This is a genomic window from Thalassovita aquimarina (assembly GCF_018219815.1).
Taxonomy (GTDB): domain Bacteria; phylum Pseudomonadota; class Alphaproteobacteria; order Rhodobacterales; family Rhodobacteraceae; genus Thalassobius; species Thalassobius aquimarinus.
On the sequence record NZ_JADMKU010000013.1, the window covers coordinates 69,986 to 87,628 of the forward strand.

Consider the following 17,643-nt stretch of genomic DNA (forward strand, 5'->3'; position numbering starts at 1 on the left):
CTCCTATTTCACTGCCGGGGCCAGCCCGGAGGGCCGCCACAGCAGGATCAGCATCATCAGGATCATGGTCGAGGCGAGCGCCAGTTTCGGCGCCAGGAAGCCGACGTAATTGTCGGCCAGCCCGACCATGATCGCGCCCAGAAGCGTGCCCTGGATCGATCCCAGCCCGCCAATGATCACCACGATGAACACCACCACCATCAGCTCCGCCCCAAGCGAGGGCGTGATCAGCGTCTCGTATCCGGCCCACATCGCGCCGCCCAAGGCGGCCAGCGCCGAGCCGACCATGAAGACACCGATGAACAGCCGGTCGACCTTGAAGCCAAGCGCCTCGACCATTTCGCGGTTTTCGACGCCCGCGCGGATCAGCAGCCCGATCCGGGTGCGGTTCAAGAGCAGGTGCAGCCCGACATAGACCAGCGCGCCAAGGGCGAAGGCGAACAGCCGGTACAGATCGACCGAGGCGTCGCCGATCAAGAGCGACCCTTCCAGGAAGGCCGGGCGCGGCACGTTCAGCGGCGATCCGCCCCAGCTGGCCAGTATGATCTGTTCGGCGACGATCAGCGCCCCCATGGTGATCAGAATCTGGCGCAGGTGGTCGCTGTAGACGGGTTTGACGATGACGCGTTCGAAGAACCAGCCCCCCGCCAGGCCGAAGGCCAGTGCTGCGGCCAGCGCGCAGATCAACGCCAGCAGGTTCAACAGCACGCTGTCGGCCCCCAGCCAGCCGCCAAGCGCGGCCAGGACCGAGGCGGCGACGAAGGCACCGAAGGAAATGAAGGCCGAATGGCCGAAGTTCAGAACGTCCATCAGCCCGAAGACGAGGCTGAGCCCTGAGGCCATCAGGAAAATCATCATCCCCATCGACAGCCCCGCCACCGTCAGGGTCAGCCAGCTTGACGGTGCGCCGATCAGGATGAAGGCGACAAGCGCCATGGCGACGGGCAGCAGGAACACCCCGCCTGCGCGTGAAATAAGCTCGGACAGCCCGGTCATTTGGCTTCCTCCTCGAACATGGACAGGCTGAGCAACCGGTCCTGCAATGCCTTGTCGGCGACGAAATCGGTCATGGTGCCGCGATGCACCACGCGGCCATCATCGATCACCGCCATGTCGCGCCCGAGCGAGCGGGCGAATTCGAAATTCTGTTCCACCAGCAGGATCGTGGTGTGTTCGGAAATTTCCCGGAACGCCTCGGCCATCGCGTTGACGATGGCGGGGGCCAGCCCCTTGGTCGGTTCGTCGATCAGGATCAGTTCGCGCGGCTCGATAATGGCGCGCGACACGGCGAGCATCTGTTTCTGCCCACCCGACAATGTGCCCGCCTGCTTGTCCCAGAACTTCTTCAGCGCCGGGAACAGGTCGTAGATGCGTTCCAGCCGGGTCTGGTCGAACTTGCCGTTGGCGGTGGCCAGGACCATGTTTTCGGCCACCGTCAGCCCGCCGAAGATGCCCATGTTTTCGGGCACGAAGGCGATGCCGTGCTTGGCGATATCCGACGGGTGCAGCCCGGTGATGTCCTCGCCGCGGAACCGCACCGAGCCGGGATTGGGCTTCCACAGCCCCATGATCGAGCGCAAGGTCGTCGTCTTGCCCGCGCCATTGCGGCCCAGCAGCACGAAAACGCCGCCTTCGGGCACGTCGAGAGTTACATCATGCAGGACCGAATACTGTTCGATCTTGGTCTGCATGTTCTGAAGACTGAGAAGGGTCATGTGGTGGCGTCCTCCGTGGCGCCTGCGGTGCCGAGATAGACATCGCGCACGATCTGGCTCGACATCACTTCGTCGGGCGCGCCGTCGGCGACCAGCCGGCCGTTGTGCAGCACGATGATCCGGTCGGCCAGCGCGCGCACCACGTCCATCTTGTGTTCGACCAGCAGAACGGTTTTCGACTTGTCGTGCTTGATCTCGGCGATCAGGTCCAAAACGTCCGGCGCATGGTCGAGGCTCATGCCCGCCGTGGGTTCGTCGAACATGTAGATATCGGGTTCCATCGCCATCAGCAGTGCCACTTCCAGCTTGCGTTGATCGCCGTGGGGCAGGGACGAGGCCGGTTGATTTGCCACCGCCTGCAGCTTGGTGGCCTCAAGATAACGTTCGGCGCGCGCAGTCAGTTCGGTGAACCGCCCGACGGGGCGGAAGAACCGCGCGCCTTCGCCGGCCTGCGCCTGCACGGCGAGGCGGATGTTTTCAAGAACGCTGAGCTGCGGAAACAGGTTGGTCAGCTGAAAGGCCCGCCCGATCCCGTGGCGGGCGCGTTTCGAGGCGGGGAACCGGGTCATGTCGATCCCGTCCTTCACCACCCGCCCGGCGGTCGGCATCAGCTGCCCCGAGATCATGTTGAAGAAGGTTGTCTTGCCGGCCCCGTTCGGGCCGACGATCACCGTCAGTTCGCCCGGGTTGAAAGCGCAGGATACCGCATCGACGGCAACGTGCCCGCCGAACCGGATCGTCAGATCCTCGGTGAGAAGCGATGGATGTGTCATAATAAGAAGTCCAGGGTGCCCCGGCCCGCCGAAGCGGGCAGGGGTTGTGATGGAAACGGGCTCAGTTGTTGCGGCCGACCGGAATGTCCATCTCGCTCGCCTCGATGATGCGGACGCGCTCGGGGATCGCCCAGTCGACTTCGGGATCTACCTTGATCTTGAAGTGGATCATCGACTGCAGCGCCTGGTGGTCTTCGGGGCGGAAGGTCATTTCGCCCTTGGGCGTGTCCCAGGTCATGCCTTCCATCGCGGCGATCAGGCCCTCGGCGTCGATGGTTTCGGCGGTTTCGATCGCCTTGACCACGGCCAGCGCCGCAGCCATGCCACCTGCGGTGAAGAAATCGGGCGGGGTGTCGAAGCGTTCCTGATGGGTCTTCACCAGCCACTCATTCACCGGGTTGTCATAGGCTTCGTAGTAGTAATAGATCGCGCCTTCCATGCCGGGCACGCGCTTGTAGGTGGTCAGCGCGGGCAGGATGTTGCCGCCGGTGGAAATCTTGATGTCGAAGCGTTCAGGCTGCATCGCCAGGATCTTTCCCATCGGGTCTGACGCGCCGGCGACGTAGATATAGATGATCTTGCGGCCCGGCTTGTCCTTCAGCGCGTTGAACATGCGTTCGGTGGCGGCGGTGAAATCGGTGGCGTCGGTGGGCACGTATTCTTCGGTCACCACGTGGGAGCCACGGCTTTCAAGCGCCGATTTGAACGCCGCGATCCCGTCACGGCCGAAGGCGTAATCCTGTGCCAGCGTCGCCACGTAAAGGTCGTCGCCGGGGTTCAGCGCCAGCGCCTGAGCCTGCGCGTCCATCGACGAATTGCGCGAGGTCTTGAACACGTAGCGGTTCGAATCCGGCCCGGTCAGGCTGTCGGCCACCGCCGGTTCCACGATCAGGATGCGTTCGTATTCCTCGGCGATCGGCAGCATGCCGACGGTCACGCCCGACGAGGTACCGCCGACCGCGATCAGCGCGTCGTCATCGCCATAGGCCTCGGCCAGCAGGGTGCGGGCGATGTCGGGCTTGAACTGGGTGTCCTTGTGGATGATCTCGATCGGGTGGCCTTTGACCTCCATCGTGCCGCCGGTGGCGTATTCCAGCCCCAGCTCGAAACCGGTTTCGCTTTGCCCGGAATAGACTTCGAAGCTCGATCCCGAGGTGCCGTGGATCAGCGCGATCTTGATCGGATCCTTGTCTGCCGCCTGTGCCGGCACGGCAAGGGCAAGCGTTGCCCCCAATGTGGACAGCACTTTGGTTAATCTGTTCATTTGACTTCCTCCCGTTGACGTCCCACAGCCCACTTGGCGCGGGACAAAAAGCGTCTGCGGCGAGCATTCCAAACCGGTCTTTCGAAAACAAGTTGGTGAAAACACGCAATGGTATTCACCTACTTGGGCAGGCGTCGCGGGGGGGCGGGGCACGATGCGGGGGCGTTGCTAGTCCAGCGTCCGGCGGAACCGCAGCAGGGCCACGATCGCCAGGATCAAGGTGAACAGGCCAAGCGCCGCGAACGGGCCGGCGACCGTCGCCGGTTCCGCCCCTTTCAGCATCACCGCGCGGATCAGGCGCAGGAAATGGGTCAGCGGGAATACCTCGCCCAGCACCTGCGCCCATTGCGGCATGCCGCGATAGGGGAACATGAAGCCCGATATCAGCAGCGACGGCAGGAAGAAGAAAAAGGTCAGCTGCATTGCCTGCATCTGGGTGCGCGACAGGGTTGAAATCAGGTAGCCGAGGATCACCAGCGCCAGCACGAAGACAAAGACCCCGGCCAGAACCAGCGGCAGCGAGCCGACAAAGGGCACGTCGAAGACCAGCTTGGCGGCGATCAGAACCACCGCCACCTGAACCGCGCCGACGGCCAGGAGCGGCATGATCTTGCCCAGCATGATTTCCAGCGCGGTGGCGGGCATGGCCAGCAGGTTTTCCATCGTGCCGCGTTCGATTTCGCGGGTCAGCGCCATCGCGGTCATCATCACCATGGTCAGTTGCAGGATCACCCCCAACAGGCCCGGCACGATATTGTACTGGGTGATGCCTTCGGGATTGTAGCGGCGATGCACGAGGATTTCGACCGGCGGCGCCGGTGGCGAAAATCCCGCTTCGCGCTGCAGCGCGGACCGGGCCACGGTGGACAGCGTCGATATCGCGCCCGATGCGACCGAAGGGTCGGTTGCGTCGGCCTCGATCAGGATCGTCGCGCCGTCACCCCGTTCGACCCGGCGCCCGAAATCCGACGGCACCGTCACCACGAAGGACACGTCGCCCCGGGTGATCATTTCCTCGGCCTCGGCCATGGTGGTGCCGATGGCGGTGAACCTGTAGTAGCCGGTCAGTTCCAGCGCCGACACGATGGCACGGGTGAACCTGTCCTGCGTCGGCGCGACCAGCGCGGCGGGCAATTCCTTGGGATCGGTGTTGATGGCGAAACCGAACAGCATCAGCTGCATCAGCGGCACGCCTAGCATCATTGCGAACGTCACCCGGTCACGGCGCATCTGGATGGTTTCCTTGGCCAGAAGCGCGCGCAGGCGCATGAGGGAAAAGAACCGGTTCATTGCATGTTGTCCTCGGACCCGCCCATCAGCTGAATGAAGACATCCTCAAGGCTGGTCTCCGCCGGCCCCGCGATGCAGCCGGTCCGTTTCGCCGCCGCCTCCACCGAGGTCTTCAGCGCCACCGCGTCGCGCCCCACCACATGCAGGGTGGCGCCGAACGGGGCGATCTGGTCGACACCCGGCGCGTTTTTCAGCGCCTTTGCCGCTTCGCTCACCTGGTCGCCGGTGACGATCATCGTTGTCAGGTTGGCATTGCGCAACACCTCGGCCACGGTGCCCTGGGCGATCAGATGACCATAGGAGATATAGGCGATCCGGTGACAGCGTTCGGCCTCGTCCATGTAATGGGTCGACACCAGCACCGTCAGCCCGTCATTGGCGAGGGTGTGAATCTCGTCCCAGAATTCGCGCCGCGCCTTGGGATCGACCCCCGCGGTGGGTTCGTCCAGCATCAGAAGGTCGGGTTTATGCATGATGCAGGCCGCCAGGGCGAGCCGCTGTTTCCAGCCGCCCGACAGCTTGCCGGCCAGTTGATCCTTGCGGCTGCTCAGCCCCAGGTCCTCAAGCGTGTCGCGCACCACCTGCCGTTTCGGTTTCATGCCGTAAAGCCCGGCGACAAAGTGCAGGTTTTCGGCGATAGTGAGGTCTTCGTAGAAGGAAAACCGCTGTGTCATGTAACCCACCCGGCGCTTGATCGCGCGGCGGTTTCGGCGAATGTCCTGGCCCAGAACCGAACCATCACCCGCGTCGGGTTCCAGCAACCCGCACATCATCCGGATCGTGGTGGTCTTGCCCGACCCGTTGGGGCCGAGGAACCCCATGATTTCACCCTTGCGCACCGACAGCGACACGTCGTTGACGACGGTCTTGTCTCCGAACCGCTTGGTCAGCCCGGTCACGGTGATGGCATTGCCGTTCATTCGTCCGCCCCGGGCAGGGCGACATCGACGATCTGGCCCGGTTTCAGGTCGCTGTTGCCTTCGGGGCGCGCCTCGACCAGGAAAACGAGCTTCTGGCGGTTCTGCACCGAATAAAGCTCCGGCGGGGTGAATTCCGGTTCGTCCGAAATATAGCTGATCCGCGCCTGCGGGCGGTCGGTGCAGCCATCGCAGTTGACCTGCAGCAGGTCGCCCACCGCGATCTGCGAATAAAACGCCTCGGGCACGTAAAAGCGCAGTTTCACCGCCCCGTCCGCCAGCACCGACAGCACCGGGGCAGAGGGCCCGGCGATTTCGCCTTCCCGGCGGATGACGTCGACCACGGTGATCGGTTCGGACAGCGACAGGCTGCGCTGTTCCAGCCGCCACGACACCTGATCGCGCGCCGCCTTGGCCGCGGCGACGGCGGCTTCGGCCTGCGCGATGGCCTGGGGCCGGGCGGGCAGGCGGGCCACGGCCAGTTCGGCCGACACCTGCGCGACGCGGGCCTCGGCCACCTGCGCGGCGGTGACGGCATCGTCACGCTGGGCATCGGTGACGACGCCGCGTTCGGCCAGCTGGATCATCCGTTCGCGCGCCCGCTCCGCTTCTTCCGCCTGTAACCGGGCGGAGGCGAGCGTCGCCTCGATCACCTCGATTTCCTCGCGGCGGGCGCCTTCCAGCAGGTTGGCGAGCTGCGATCGGGCCTGCGCCAGATTGGCATCTGCCTGGGCCAGGGCGATCTCGGCGTCGCGTCGTTCCATTTCGACCAGCACCTGACCAGGTTCCACCCTGTCGCCGCGCGCCACCGCGATGTCGCTGATCTGGGCCGTTTCCACCGGGGCGACAAGGGTGAATTCGCCTTCGACATAGCCCGAGGCATAGGGCGCTTGCGGCTCACATGCGGCGAACAGCAGCGTCATGAAGGGTATGGCGCAAAGCAGGCTCATCTGCGGGTCCTTTCGATCATGGGCCGAGGGTGCCGGTGAACCGCTTGGCGATCAAGGCCGTATTCGCCCGTCCGGGGGCGGCAAACAAAAACGGCGGACCAAAGGCCCGCCGTTTCCGGTGTTCGGTGATCGCGAAGAGATCAGTCGACACCGTCGCATTCCAGCAGCATCGTACCGGCCCCGGTGTTCGAGATCGGGATGTGATAGTTCTTGTGCAATGCCTTGACGTTGTCGCCAAGTGCGCCGCGCATCATCATCCACATCAGGAATTCGGTGCCCTGCGCGCCGGCCTTTTCGACCAGCTCCATCCGGGTGATCTTGGTCAGCTCTTCCGGATCGTCGATGATCTTTTCCATGCAGTAGGTGTCGAATTCCTTGTTGATGAATCCGGCCCGTTCGCCGTCGAGCTGGTGGCTCAGACCGCCGGTGCCAAGGATCACGACCTTGATGTCCTCGGGGTAGGATTCGATCGACGCACGCAGCGCCTTGCCGAAGTCCAGCGCCCGTTTCAGGGTCGGGATCGGGTGCTGCACGGTGTTGGCGCTGACCGGGATCGCGCGCGGCATGTTCGGGTTGGCATGCGCACCGCGCCAGAACAGCTGCATCGGCACGGTGAAGCCGTGGTCGACGGGCAGTTCCTGGCACGAGGTGATGTCGAATTCGCGCGCCACCATGCCTTCGATGATGTGCCAGCTCAGCTTCGCGTCACCGGGGAAGGGCGGCAGCTGCGGGATGCCCCAGCCTTCGTCCTCGTTCACGTATTCATGCGCGGCGCCGATCGCGAAGGTCGGCATCTTGTCGAGGAAGAAGCCAAGCCCGTGGTCGTTGTAGATGTTGATCGCGACGTCCGGCTTGTGCTTGTCGAGCCATTCCCAGACCGGCGGGTAGCCGTCGAAGAAAGGTTTCCAGTACGGATCGTCGTACATTTCGTTGGCAATCGCGTTGCCGACGGCGGGAATGTGGCTGGTTGTCAGCCCTCCGATAATCTTGGCCATGGATCAGTCCCCTTGCCTCAGCAGTTTTTCCTTGAATTCTTCGGTGGTCATGCCGGTCTGCTGCGCGCCCACGTCCTGCACGCTCAGCTTGTAGATGCCGGCCAGCTTGGCGAGGTAGTAGATGTTGCCCCCCGCCGCGATCATCGCCAGCACGTTCTTGTCACGCACCGCTTGCTTCTGTTCGTCGTTCAGCCCGAATTTTTCCATGTAGGCTTCGGGGTCGGCGACGAAGGCGTCGCGGGCATCGGCCCGGTTGAAGGAAAAGCACATCTTGTTCAGCGCATATCCCTTCATCGCCATTTCACCATCGAAAATGGTGGTGCCTTCGATGTGGACGTGATGATCGAGTTCATCCAGTTCCATTTGGCGTCTCCTTTCAGGTGTTCGTTTCTTCGGGCCAGTAAAGCCGCATCGGGTTGTCGATCAGCAGCTTGCGGCGGGCCTCTTCGGTCGTTGCGATCTGCGGGATCACGTCTACCAGCTGGCCGTCATCCGGCATGTGCGATTTCATGTTCGGGTGGGGCCAGTCGGTGCCCCACAGAACGCGGTCGGGGAAGGAATCGACCAGGCGCTTGGCAAAGGGCACGACGTCTTCGTAGGGCGGCCCGGCGACTGTCAGACGCTCGGGGCAGCTGACCTTGACCCAGATGTTTTCGTTGTCCGCCATCAGGTCGGCGAAGCGGTCGAAATCGGGGTGGTCGGCGCCCTTGGACACGTCGGGGCGGCCCATGTGATCGACCACGATGATGCCCGGCAGGCTGGTCAGGAACGGCGTCAGTTCCTCCAAGTCGGGGGCTTCGAAATAGACCACGATATGCCAGCCCAGCTTGGCGATCCGTTCGGCGATGCCGGTGAACACCTCCTTGGGGGTGGCATCGACCAGCCGCTTGACGAAGTTGAACCGCACGGCGCGCACGCCGGCCTTGTCCATCGCGTCGAGTTCTTCGTCGGTGACGTCGGGCGACACCACGGCCACGCCGCGCGCCAGATCACCGGCGGTTTCCAGCGCGTCGACCAATGCGGCGTTGTCGGTGCCATGGCACGACGCCTGCACGATCACGTTGCGGCTGAAGCCCAAGTGGTCGCGCAGGGCGAAGAGTTTTTCCTTAGGCGCGTCGCAGGGAGTGTACTTCCGCTTCGGCGAATAAGGAAATGTATCGGCAGGTCCGAACACGTGGCAATGCGCGTCTACCGCGCCTGCGGGCGGGGTGTAATCCGGCACCTTCGGACTGGGGTGGAAGGGACGATAGTCTGCGTCCATGGGTTGAAGTCCTCGCTATTCGTCGTCGGGGCGTTTGCCCGGCCTGTGGCGAACATAGGTATCCGGGCACCGGAACCCCAGTTCATTCCTTGTTGGTTGCGATTTGAAAATGTTATAGGAGTTTGGAAAAAGGGGAAATGGCATGGATGCGACGCTGCCGAATGTCCGGCATCTTCTGGCGGTGCACGAAGTCGCCGCCCATCACCGGATCAAGGATGCCGCCAAGCAGGTGCACCTGTCGCAGCCGGCGGTGACCCAGGCGGTGGCAAAGCTGGAACGCGACCTCTCTGAGACGCTGTTCGACCGTCGCCCCGAAGGCATGTTCGCGACCGAGGCGGGCAAGCTGTTCCTGCACCGGGTCGAACGGGCGCTGGATCTGCTGAAGGAAGGTGAACGGCAGGCAAGGCGCAAGTCGCCCGAACCGGGGCGGCGCGATTTCCACCGGCTGACCACGGCGACCCAGCTTCGGGCGCTGACGGCGGTGGCGCAGACCGAAAACTTCAGTCATGCCGCCCGCCAGATCGGCGTGTCGCAACCCGCCGTGCACCGTGCCGCAAAGGATCTCGAACGGCTGTCCGGCATCACCTTCTTCGATCCGGTCCGGCGTGGCGTGCAACTGACCCCCGCGGCCGAGGCGTTTGCCTATTACGTCCGGCTGGCGGCGGCGGAAATGCGTCAGGGCCGCTATGAGATCAGCGCCCTGCAGGGGCAGGATTCGACCCGGATCGTGGTCGGGTCGCTGCCGCTGTCGCGGCCCTCGCTGCTGCCGGCGGCGATGGACCGGCTGCTCAGCGGTTCGGAAGGCCGGGTGCAGCTGCATTGCGTCGATGCCCCTTACGAAACGCTGTTGCGCGACCTGCGCTTCGGCGAATTGGATTTCCTTGTCGGCGCGCTGCGCAAGGCCGCACCGGCCGAGGACGTGGTGCAGGAACCGCTGTTCGAGGACCGGCTTTACGTGGTCGCGGGGCGGGGGCATCCGCTGACCCGGCAATCGCGGCTGAGCCTTGAGGACACCCTGAGCTACCCCTGGATCGCGCCGCCCAAGACGACGCCCAGCGGCAGCTACCTGTTCGAAATCCTGAAGATTCCGCAACTGCCCAACACGCCGGTACGGGTGGTCGCCAGTTCGCTGGCGCTGGTCCGCGGGTTGATGATGCGGGGCGATTACCTGACCATCATGTCGCGCCGGCAGGCGGAAATAGAAGTGGAAACCGGCACCGTGGTGACCCTGCCCATCGATCTGAAGGACAGTGCCCGTGCCATCGGCCTGACCTACCGCGCCGGATGGGAACCGACGCCGACCCAGACCCGCTTCATGGACTTGATCCGCGACGAGGGCCAAAAGTGGCAATAACAGCCGGTCTATAACAAAAATGAATTTTGCTGGTCGTTGTTTCAAATTCCACCCCGGCACGTCACTGTGGTAGCTGCAGGGATGACCGAAGCTGCGGCAAAGGCCGCACTGATGACGGAGAGATTGGCATGAGAATTTGCGTTGCGGGCGCCTATGGCGCCTTTGGCATGAAACACCTGGAAGCGCTGGATGCGATCGAGGACGTGACTGTGACCTCGGTGATGGGGCCGACCGCGGAAAAGATCGAAGCCCTGGCCAAGGACCGCGGCATCGGTCACTGGGCGACCACGCTGGAAGAATGCATCGCACGCGATGACGTGGATGCGGTGATCCTGGCAACGCCGACACAGTTGCACGCTGAACAGGCGATTATGACGATGCGGGCGGGCAAGCCGGTCTTCATCGAAATCCCGATGTCGGATTCTCTCGAGGATGCGCGCCGCATCGCCGAGGTGCAGAAGGAAACCGGCCTGACCTGCATGGCCGGCCAGGTGCGCCGCTTCAATCCCAGCCACCAGTGGATCAAGAACAAGATCGACGCCGGCGAATTGAAGATCCAGCAGATGGACGTGCAGACCTATTTCTTCCGCCGTTCCAACATGAACGCCAAGGGCGAGCCGCGCAGCTGGACGGATCACCTGCTGTGGCACCACGCCTGCCACACCGTCGACCTGTTCCAGTATCAGACCGGCGAAGTGGCGTCGGAAGCCTATGGCCTGCAGGGTCCGAAACATCGCGAACTGGGCATCGCAATGGACATGTCGATCGGGATGAAAACGGAATCGGGCGCGATCTGCACCCTGTCGCTGAGCTTCAACAATGACGGGCCGCTGGGCACGTTCTTCCGCTATATCTGTGACAACGGCACCTATATCGCGCGCTACGACGACCTGTATGACGGGTATGAAAACCAGATCGACCTGTCCGATGTGGCGGTATCCAACAACGGGATCGAGTTGATCGACCGAGAATTCATCGCCGCGATCCAGGAAGGCCGCAAGCCCAATGGCGATTGCCACGATGTCCTGGCGGCGATGGAAACGCTGGACCGGATCGAACGCAGCATGAGCTGAGGAAGTGTTCCAGGACAATTCAGGGGCCGGTGCATTGCGCCGGCCTTTTCTTTTTCAGGACACGCTGCCCCACCGGGCCTTCCGCGCCGCCAGCGCGCGCTCGATCGCTTCGGCCAGCACCTTGCGGCGGACAGGCTTCATCAGGCGGATTTCCATGGGGTCCACTTCGCCTCCGATCGCATCGGCATCGCGGGCATAGCCGGACAGGAAAATCACCGGCAGGGTCTTGTCTATCTGGCGGATTTCCCGCGCCAGGTCGGTGCCCTGCAAGTCGCCGGGCATCACGATATCGGTGATCAGCAGATCGAAACCGGGGTCTTTCCCGAACAACTCCAGCGCCGTGTCGCCGTTGCGCGCGGCCGCGACCTTGTGGTTCAGCCGCTCCAGCGTCGCGGTCAGGATGGTGCGCACGCCTTCATCGTCTTCGGCAAGCAGGATCCGTAGCCCTGGAACCGGACCGGAAACGCGCGATCCGTCCGCCCGGCCCGACGTGGCTTTTTTCCCGTCCAGTGCCTTGAAGTACAACTTGAACGTCGTGCCCTTTCCCGGTTCCGACGTGACCCGGATGGTGCCGCCCGATTGCTTGACGAAGCCCTGAACCATCGACAGGCCAAGCCCCGATCCCTTGCCAGGATGCTTGGTCGAAAAGAACGGTTCGAAAATGCGGTCCATATTGGCCTTGGAAATCCCTTCCCCGCTGTCGGAGATGGTCAGAACCACGTAGGCGCCGGGATCGATGTCGTCGCCGTGCCGTTTCAGGGCCTGGGCATCCAGCTTTTCAAGCGCCGTGGAGATCGTCAGTTGGCCGCCCTTGGGCAACGCGTCGCGGGCGTTCACGATCAGGTTCAGAAGCGCCGAGGCGGTCGATCCGCGATCGACCCAGATCCGCGGCAACAGCATGGCCAGGTCGACCCGGACATCAATCGTCGCCGGCAGCGTCCGCCCGGCCCAGGCCTTGGTTTCCTGCACGACTTCGTTGAGGTCGACAACCTCGGGATTGAGCCGCGCCCGGCGGGCGAAGCTCAGCATGCTCTTGGTCAGGTCGGAACCCCGGTCCGCGGCCTGGATCGCGGTGGCGACGAGGCTCAGCCGGTCGTCGTCTTCGACGTCTTCGTCCTCGAGATCGTCGCGCAGCAGTTCCAGGCTGCCACGCACCACGGCCAGCAGGTTGTTGAAGTCATGCGCCACGCCACCGGTCATGAGGCCGATGCTTTCCTGCTTTTGCGCCTGGCGCACCAGTTCGGCCTGCCGTTCGAATTCCTCGTCGCGCTTGTGCTGCTCGGTGATGTCGACGACGAAACTGTCGCGTCGCATGGTGCCGTCGGGCTGGGCGGTCAGGCTGCCGCGGCCTTCGAGCCATTTCTCTTCGCCCGCCGGGGTGGTGATCCGCCATTTGAAATGCCAAGGCGTCAACGTCTTGGCCGCGCGATCTATTTCCGCCTGCAACCCGGGCAGGTCGTCGCGGTTGATGGTGTCCCAGATCGTCGTCTGTTCCTTCATCACCGTGTCCCTGTCGAGCCCCCAAATCTCGATGCACCTGTCCGAGATGAAGTCGATGATCTGGCTGCCGTCCGGGAACATTTTATACGTGATATAGGCGCCGGGGACGTTTTCCATCACGCCCTTCAGGTGGCGGGCGGTGGTATCCATCTTCTGGATCGTCGCCTTCCTGGATACTGCCAGCGCATTCGCCGTCACCATCGGAACGAGGATCAGCAGGCAGACGACGATCAACAGCAAGAGATCGGTAAGCGGCGGGCGCTGCGCCGCCTTCCATCCGCCGGCGGGGCGGGCAAAGAGCGTCCAGTTGCCGCCGGGAACCAGAACCTGTTCCACGATGGACGTGTCCGTCGCCAGGTCAAGCGGGCCATGGATCATGTCCACCGGGCCGAACCTGCCATGATCGACCGCCATCGCCACCTCGATCCCGATCCCGGGATCGCTCATGCCGGATTTCGCGAGGAAAGCATTCATGTCGAAGACCAGCGACAACAGCCCCTTGAAACGCACGGTATCTTCGCCGGAGGCATAGACCGGAACCCGGAAAATGAATCCTTTGCCGCCCTGGACAAGATCGACCGGACCGACCAGCACGATCTGTCCGGTGTCGCGCGCCTTCACCACCGCGTCGAACTGGTCCGGCACCGTCCGAAAATCCAGCCCGATCGCCTGTTCATTGCCTTTGACCGGGTGCACCCGAGTGATCACCATATCGGGCGCCCAGGCGATATTCACGACCTCGGGCAGGTCAGTGAATATTTCCGAAACGATGCGGCTGAATTCGGCCTGGGTGATGTCCTGGGTGCGGCTCAGGATCGAAGCCAGCCCGCGGCTCAGATGAATGCCGCCATCAATCTGGCTTTGCAGCCGCGCCCGCAGGGTGTCGGCCCTGTCGACCACCTGTGACTTGACGTCGTGTTGGGCCTGGACGCGGGATTGATGTTCGAAAACGGAGGCCAGAAGTCCGACGGCGATGATGGCTACAAGAGACGGAAGATAACTCAGTAAACTGTTTTTTTGCATCTGCTGCCTTTTTCAACCGCCTCACGATGTGCAGCCGTGCGGTAGGTACCAACGCATTTTTAGCTAAATCAGTTCCGCTGTGCATGCAAAGATTCTCTTGATCTTCCCGCATGGGTTGCGGCCGGGCCGTGGCGCTTGAAGGGCCGTTTACCTGCTTGGCCGGTGTCAGCTGAAATGAAGCAATCCCTTGTGGGGCAGAACACCGCTGCTGTTGGGGAATACCTTGTCCTCGACGAAATGGCGTTCCAGATCGAGATGGTCGATCAGAACTGCCTTGAACATGCTTTCATACGCGTTTTGCGAGCGCGCGGCGCGTTCGTCGAGCAGCGAGGTTTCGTTCAGGCCGGGCCAGTGGCCGACGATCCGTCCGCCGCGCACGGCACCGCCCGCCATGATGGCAAGCCCGCCACTGCCGTGATCAGTGCCCTGGCGATCGTTTTCCTCTGCGGTGCGGCCGAATTCGGACACCACCACCACCGCGGTGCGGCGCCAGATCCGTTGGCCCAGACCTTGCTTCAGCGTGATGATGCCCTCGGCCAGCTGCCCCAACAGCAGGTTCAGCCGCCGGGCCTGATCGAAATGGGTATCCCAGCCCTGCATTTCCATCACCGCGATGCGCGGCCCGTCATTGCGCGACAGTTGTTCCGCGGTCACCGTGGCGGCATCTGTGAAATTTTCCGTGTCGGGCCGGGTTTTCGGATCGATCAGCGCCGCCGCATCGGGGGCGCCGGTCTGCAGCGCGTCCAGAAACAGCGGGTCGCTGCGGTACATCTGCCCGATCTGGAACAGGAAATCTTCGTCCAGTGATGCCGGTTCGCTTTCGTCCCAGCTCTGGACCGGCGCTTCGCCCCGAAGGATCAGCGGGATCGACGGGCCGAGCGACAGGGCCAGTTTCCGCTGCCCCGGTTGCAACCCGAGGATGGCGCGGTTCAACCATCCGTCGCGCGCGCCATAGGGTTTGCCGCTGCCGTTTTCCAGCATGTTCTGGGCTTCGCTGTGCGACTGGTCGCGATAGTGGCGCGCGGCGGCAGGCATGAACAGAAGCTCGCCCTCGCTGTACAGCGGCCTAAGCGGTTTCAGCGCCGGATGCATGCCGAAATAGCCGTCCAGATCCACCACCTTGTCGGCCATCGTCAGCGCCAGCGTGGGGCGCAGTCTGCGGTATTCGCTGTCGGCATAGGGCGGCAGGGCGTGCAACCCGTCGAGCCCGCCACGCAACAGGATCATGATCAGCCTGCTTTCGATGCGGGGCGCGGCAGTGGCACCGCGTCCGGCGGCAATGGCCGTCATCATGCCGGCGCCGGACCCTTTGAGAAAGAAACGTCGGTCGAACATCGATTACCTCCGTTGGAATTCGGGACTGGCAAGGATCATGGCGATCGCCCTGTCGCCCGAGGGCGCCTGATCGATCCAATCGCGGGTCGCCTGCTGCGCCACCGGGCCGATGGTGTTGCGCAGCACGGTTTCGGGATAAAGCGTCGCGGGCAGGCCCGAGGCGAGACCGCGCAGCCATTCGATGCGCTGCATCAGGGCCTCGGGGCCAATCCAGTCCGCGCTGCGGTCGCTCCATCCTGCCGGGCTGGGCGCGGTGAACGGGACCTGCCCGAACAGGTGCAGCGGTTCCATGACTTCCTGCGCGCGGGGGCGGGTTCGGCCGGTGGCGCGAAAGGTGGCGATCACCAGTTCATAATGGGTCTTCACTTTGGGAATGGCGTTTTCCCATACTTCTTCCAGATCGATCAGCGCGGCGGCGACGGCGGCAAGGTCGCCCTCGGTCCTCTGGAACACCGCGGCGATCCTGTCGACCGCACCCGAGGGCGGATCGTCATGTACGAAATGGCGCACCAGTTTGGTCGCGATGGTGCGCGCGGTGGCGGGATGGTGGGCCAGCATGTCGAGGAGCGCGACACCTTCCTGCAGACCGTTTTCGGCATAGGTCCTGCCCAGCACCTGCTTCGGTCCGGGCTGATGGAAATCATGCTTGAACTCGAACCGGCCATGCACCGAGCGGGTGTCGCCATCGGGGCGCAGGCCGCCATGGCTCCAGCCGCTGAGCGCCTGTGCCAACCCGGTCACATCCTGAGCGGTAAAGCCTGCTTCGGACCCCAGCGTGTGCCGTTCCAGGATGGTGCGGGCCAGGGTTTCGTTCAGCGGCGACTGGTCCTGCGCCGCGCGGTCTCCTTGCCGGCCGGCACGCGATTGCGGCCCTATCGATCCGGTGTTGCCAAGATAGCTGATCATGCACGAATGACTACAGACCGCCTTGAGCATGTCGGAAAACCTGCCGAATACGTGCGGCCGGATCGCTTCGCGTTCATAGGCGGGGATCGCCGGGCCGACGATCCGGTTGCTGCTTGAGACGCTGAAATGGTTTGACCAGAACATCACCATCCGTTCGACGAAGGGCGTGTTCGACCCGATCATCACCTGTGTCCGGGTAGCGATTTCGGGGGTGGAATACCTGCGATAGGCCGCGTCGAGCGTGGTTTCCAGCGCTTTCGGGCCGGTGCGCCTGGCGCGGTGGATCTCGGTCATGATGCTGTCGGAATCGCGGAACCGCGCCAGCGCGCGGGGCAGGGGCGGGCGCCGCTTGATTTGCGACCTGAGCCAACCGCGCGGATTGCCGGCCATCCGGCCGGCATCTCCCGGCGCGGCGCCCAGCCCGAAACGGTTCAGGGCGATGAAACTGGCGATGTCCTTCATAAACGGTTTCCCATTTGTCTCGGCGCGGGAAGTGCGCTTTTTACACAACGCCCCGCGCCAAAATTCCGGTTTCGCATGCGACATGCACAAATCGGGCCGTTTGCGCGGGTGACATTCAGATTTCCCTGATCTACCCCTAGGGGGATCGAAAAGGAGCGCATCGATGGACGGGACTTTTGCTGTTCTATTCCTGCTGGCCGGGCTGGGGGATATGAAGATGAACCATTGTGACGACGGTTGCCTGGCGCAAAACCCGCTGCCTGCGCGGATCGCGGTTTCCGGCGGCGATGTGCAGTTCCAGAACGATAGTATCGGGCAGGAGCTTTATCTCCGCTACGACATGAAGACCGCTTATGGCCCGTTCCAGCCCGCCTTCGGTGCCTCGGTCACCGATGGCGGCGACGCCTGGGTCGGTTTCGGCGCCGTTTGGACCGGACATTTCGCGCGCGAACGCGGCTATGTTCAGCTGCATCTGATGCCGGGGCTTTACGCCCAGGGCAGCGGCCCCGACCTCGGCTACCCGGTCGAATTCCGTTCCGGCGCCGAGATCGGTTACGAGACCCGCAACAGGCTGCGCATCGGGCTGAGCTACGATCACCGCTCGAACGCCGATATCAAGGCCGTCAATCCGGGGCTGGAAACGGTGCAGTTGCGGGTCAGCATCCCGCTGCGATAGCGCCCTGCTTTCGGGACAGTCCGTTCAATCGAAGCTGTGATCGCCCGCATCGTGTCCGGCGACCCTGCCGGACTGATCCAAACATGGGCATGAGGCTGCGCGGCATCGGCTTTATGCGTTGCATCCCGAAACAGAAAAGCCCCGCCTGC

16 protein-coding genes are annotated in these 17,643 nt (G+C 63.4%); 3 read left to right on the forward strand and 13 right to left on the reverse strand.

Going from position 1 to position 17,643, the window contains the following annotated elements; translation table 11 throughout:
- Positions 1-3: 3 nt before the first annotated feature.
- The 10 genes from IT775_RS14330 to IT775_RS14375 all read right to left on the reverse strand — a co-directional run bounded on the left by IT775_RS14330 (position 4) and on the right by IT775_RS14375 (position 9,165).
- Positions 4-996 carry a branched-chain amino acid ABC transporter permease gene (locus tag IT775_RS14330; protein WP_212701803.1) on the reverse strand — a complete coding sequence of 331 codons (993 nt, stop codon included), beginning with the start codon at positions 994-996 and terminating at the stop codon, positions 4-6.
- The gene (locus tag IT775_RS14335; protein WP_212701804.1) at positions 993-1,715 is read right to left on the reverse strand and encodes an ABC transporter ATP-binding protein; all 723 of its coding nucleotides are present in this window, start codon (positions 1,713-1,715) and stop codon (positions 993-995) included. Before IT775_RS14335 ends, IT775_RS14330 begins: the two co-directional genes overlap by 4 nt.
- Positions 1,712-2,488, reverse strand: coding sequence for an ABC transporter ATP-binding protein (locus tag IT775_RS14340; protein WP_212701805.1), 777 nt, complete (start codon positions 2,486-2,488; stop codon positions 1,712-1,714). Before IT775_RS14340 ends, IT775_RS14335 begins: the two co-directional genes overlap by 4 nt.
- Before the next feature lie 61 nt (positions 2,489-2,549).
- A complete protein-coding gene (locus IT775_RS14345; RefSeq protein ID WP_212701806.1) occupies positions 2,550-3,752 on the reverse strand; it encodes a substrate-binding domain-containing protein in 1,203 nt (400 codons plus the stop codon).
- Between the two features lie 168 nt (positions 3,753-3,920).
- Positions 3,921-5,042, reverse strand: coding sequence for an ABC transporter permease (locus tag IT775_RS14350; RefSeq protein WP_212701807.1), 1,122 nt, complete (start codon positions 5,040-5,042; stop codon positions 3,921-3,923).
- Positions 5,039-5,962 carry an ABC transporter ATP-binding protein gene (locus tag IT775_RS14355; protein ID WP_212701808.1) on the reverse strand — a complete coding sequence of 308 codons (924 nt, stop codon included), beginning with the start codon at positions 5,960-5,962 and terminating at the stop codon, positions 5,039-5,041. Before IT775_RS14355 ends, IT775_RS14350 begins: the two co-directional genes overlap by 4 nt.
- On the reverse strand, positions 5,959-6,909 hold the full coding sequence (locus IT775_RS14360; RefSeq protein ID WP_212701809.1) for an HlyD family secretion protein: 951 nt from the start codon (positions 6,907-6,909) through the stop codon (positions 5,959-5,961). The genes IT775_RS14355 and IT775_RS14360 overlap by 4 nt, the downstream gene beginning before the upstream one ends.
- Before the next feature lie 140 nt (positions 6,910-7,049).
- Entirely contained in the window at positions 7,050-7,904 is an 855-nt protein-coding gene (locus IT775_RS14365) for a class III extradiol dioxygenase family protein (RefSeq protein WP_212701810.1), read from the reverse strand.
- 3 nt (positions 7,905-7,907) lie between these two features.
- Positions 7,908-8,267 carry a protocatechuate 4,5-dioxygenase subunit alpha gene (locus IT775_RS14370; RefSeq protein ID WP_212701811.1) on the reverse strand — a complete coding sequence of 120 codons (360 nt, stop codon included), beginning with the start codon at positions 8,265-8,267 and terminating at the stop codon, positions 7,908-7,910.
- A 13-nt stretch (positions 8,268-8,280) separates the two neighbouring features.
- Positions 8,281-9,165: an amidohydrolase family protein gene (locus IT775_RS14375; protein ID WP_212701812.1), complete on the reverse strand. Its 885-nt coding sequence runs from the start codon at positions 9,163-9,165 to the stop codon at positions 8,281-8,283.
- A 142-nt stretch (positions 9,166-9,307) separates the two neighbouring features.
- Here IT775_RS14375 and IT775_RS14380 point away from each other — a divergent pair, with 142 nt between their 5' ends.
- Positions 9,308-10,519, forward strand: coding sequence for a LysR family transcriptional regulator (locus IT775_RS14380; protein WP_212701813.1), 1,212 nt, complete (start codon positions 9,308-9,310; stop codon positions 10,517-10,519).
- 128 nt (positions 10,520-10,647) lie between these two features.
- Positions 10,648-11,592: a Gfo/Idh/MocA family oxidoreductase gene (locus IT775_RS14385; RefSeq protein WP_212701814.1), complete on the forward strand. Its 945-nt coding sequence runs from the start codon at positions 10,648-10,650 to the stop codon at positions 11,590-11,592.
- Between the two features lie 54 nt (positions 11,593-11,646).
- On the opposite strand, the gene IT775_RS14390 is transcribed toward IT775_RS14385, so the two are convergent.
- The 3 genes from IT775_RS14390 to IT775_RS14400 all read right to left on the reverse strand — a co-directional run bounded on the left by IT775_RS14390 (position 11,647) and on the right by IT775_RS14400 (position 16,818).
- A complete protein-coding gene (locus tag IT775_RS14390; protein ID WP_212701815.1) occupies positions 11,647-14,115 on the reverse strand; it encodes an ATP-binding protein in 2,469 nt (822 codons plus the stop codon).
- Between the two features lie 165 nt (positions 14,116-14,280).
- Positions 14,281-15,450, reverse strand: coding sequence for a DUF1501 domain-containing protein (locus tag IT775_RS14395; RefSeq protein WP_212701816.1), 1,170 nt, complete (start codon positions 15,448-15,450; stop codon positions 14,281-14,283).
- A 3-nt stretch (positions 15,451-15,453) separates the two neighbouring features.
- Entirely contained in the window at positions 15,454-16,818 is a 1,365-nt protein-coding gene (locus IT775_RS14400) for a DUF1800 domain-containing protein (RefSeq protein ID WP_212701817.1), read from the reverse strand.
- A 163-nt stretch (positions 16,819-16,981) separates the two neighbouring features.
- On the opposite strand from IT775_RS14400, the gene IT775_RS14405 reads away from it, so the two are divergent.
- Complete coding sequence (locus IT775_RS14405; protein ID WP_212701818.1) at positions 16,982-17,494, forward strand: acyloxyacyl hydrolase; 513 nt, start codon at positions 16,982-16,984, stop codon at positions 17,492-17,494.
- Positions 17,495-17,643: the final 149 nt, after the last annotated feature.

Excerpts from the sequence above, each read along its gene's own strand:
- IT775_RS14330 (WP_212701803.1), bottom strand. The coding sequence starts at position 996 with ATGACCGGGCTGTCCGAGCTTATTTCACGCGCAGGCGGGGTGTTCCTG.
- IT775_RS14335 (WP_212701804.1), bottom strand. The coding sequence starts at position 1,715 with ATGACCCTTCTCAGTCTTCAGAACATGCAGACCAAGATCGAACAGTAT.
- IT775_RS14340 (WP_212701805.1), bottom strand. The coding sequence starts at position 2,488 with ATGACACATCCATCGCTTCTCACCGAGGATCTGACGATCCGGTTCGGC.
- IT775_RS14345 (WP_212701806.1), bottom strand. The coding sequence starts at position 3,752 with ATGAACAGATTAACCAAAGTGCTGTCCACATTGGGGGCAACGCTTGCC.
- IT775_RS14350 (WP_212701807.1), bottom strand. The coding sequence starts at position 5,042 with ATGAACCGGTTCTTTTCCCTCATGCGCCTGCGCGCGCTTCTGGCCAAG.
- IT775_RS14355 (WP_212701808.1), bottom strand. The coding sequence starts at position 5,962 with ATGAACGGCAATGCCATCACCGTGACCGGGCTGACCAAGCGGTTCGGA.
- IT775_RS14360 (WP_212701809.1), bottom strand. The coding sequence starts at position 6,909 with ATGAGCCTGCTTTGCGCCATACCCTTCATGACGCTGCTGTTCGCCGCA.
- IT775_RS14365 (WP_212701810.1), bottom strand. The coding sequence starts at position 7,904 with ATGGCCAAGATTATCGGAGGGCTGACAACCAGCCACATTCCCGCCGTC.
- IT775_RS14370 (WP_212701811.1), bottom strand. The coding sequence starts at position 8,267 with ATGGAACTGGATGAACTCGATCATCACGTCCACATCGAAGGCACCACC.
- IT775_RS14375 (WP_212701812.1), bottom strand. The coding sequence starts at position 9,165 with ATGGACGCAGACTATCGTCCCTTCCACCCCAGTCCGAAGGTGCCGGAT.
- IT775_RS14380 (WP_212701813.1), top strand. The coding sequence starts at position 9,308 with ATGGATGCGACGCTGCCGAATGTCCGGCATCTTCTGGCGGTGCACGAA.
- IT775_RS14385 (WP_212701814.1), top strand. The coding sequence starts at position 10,648 with ATGAGAATTTGCGTTGCGGGCGCCTATGGCGCCTTTGGCATGAAACAC.
- IT775_RS14390 (WP_212701815.1), bottom strand. The coding sequence starts at position 14,115 with ATGCAAAAAAACAGTTTACTGAGTTATCTTCCGTCTCTTGTAGCCATC.
- IT775_RS14395 (WP_212701816.1), bottom strand. The coding sequence starts at position 15,450 with ATGTTCGACCGACGTTTCTTTCTCAAAGGGTCCGGCGCCGGCATGATG.
- IT775_RS14400 (WP_212701817.1), bottom strand. The coding sequence starts at position 16,818 with ATGAAGGACATCGCCAGTTTCATCGCCCTGAACCGTTTCGGGCTGGGC.
- IT775_RS14405 (WP_212701818.1), top strand. The coding sequence starts at position 16,982 with ATGGACGGGACTTTTGCTGTTCTATTCCTGCTGGCCGGGCTGGGGGAT.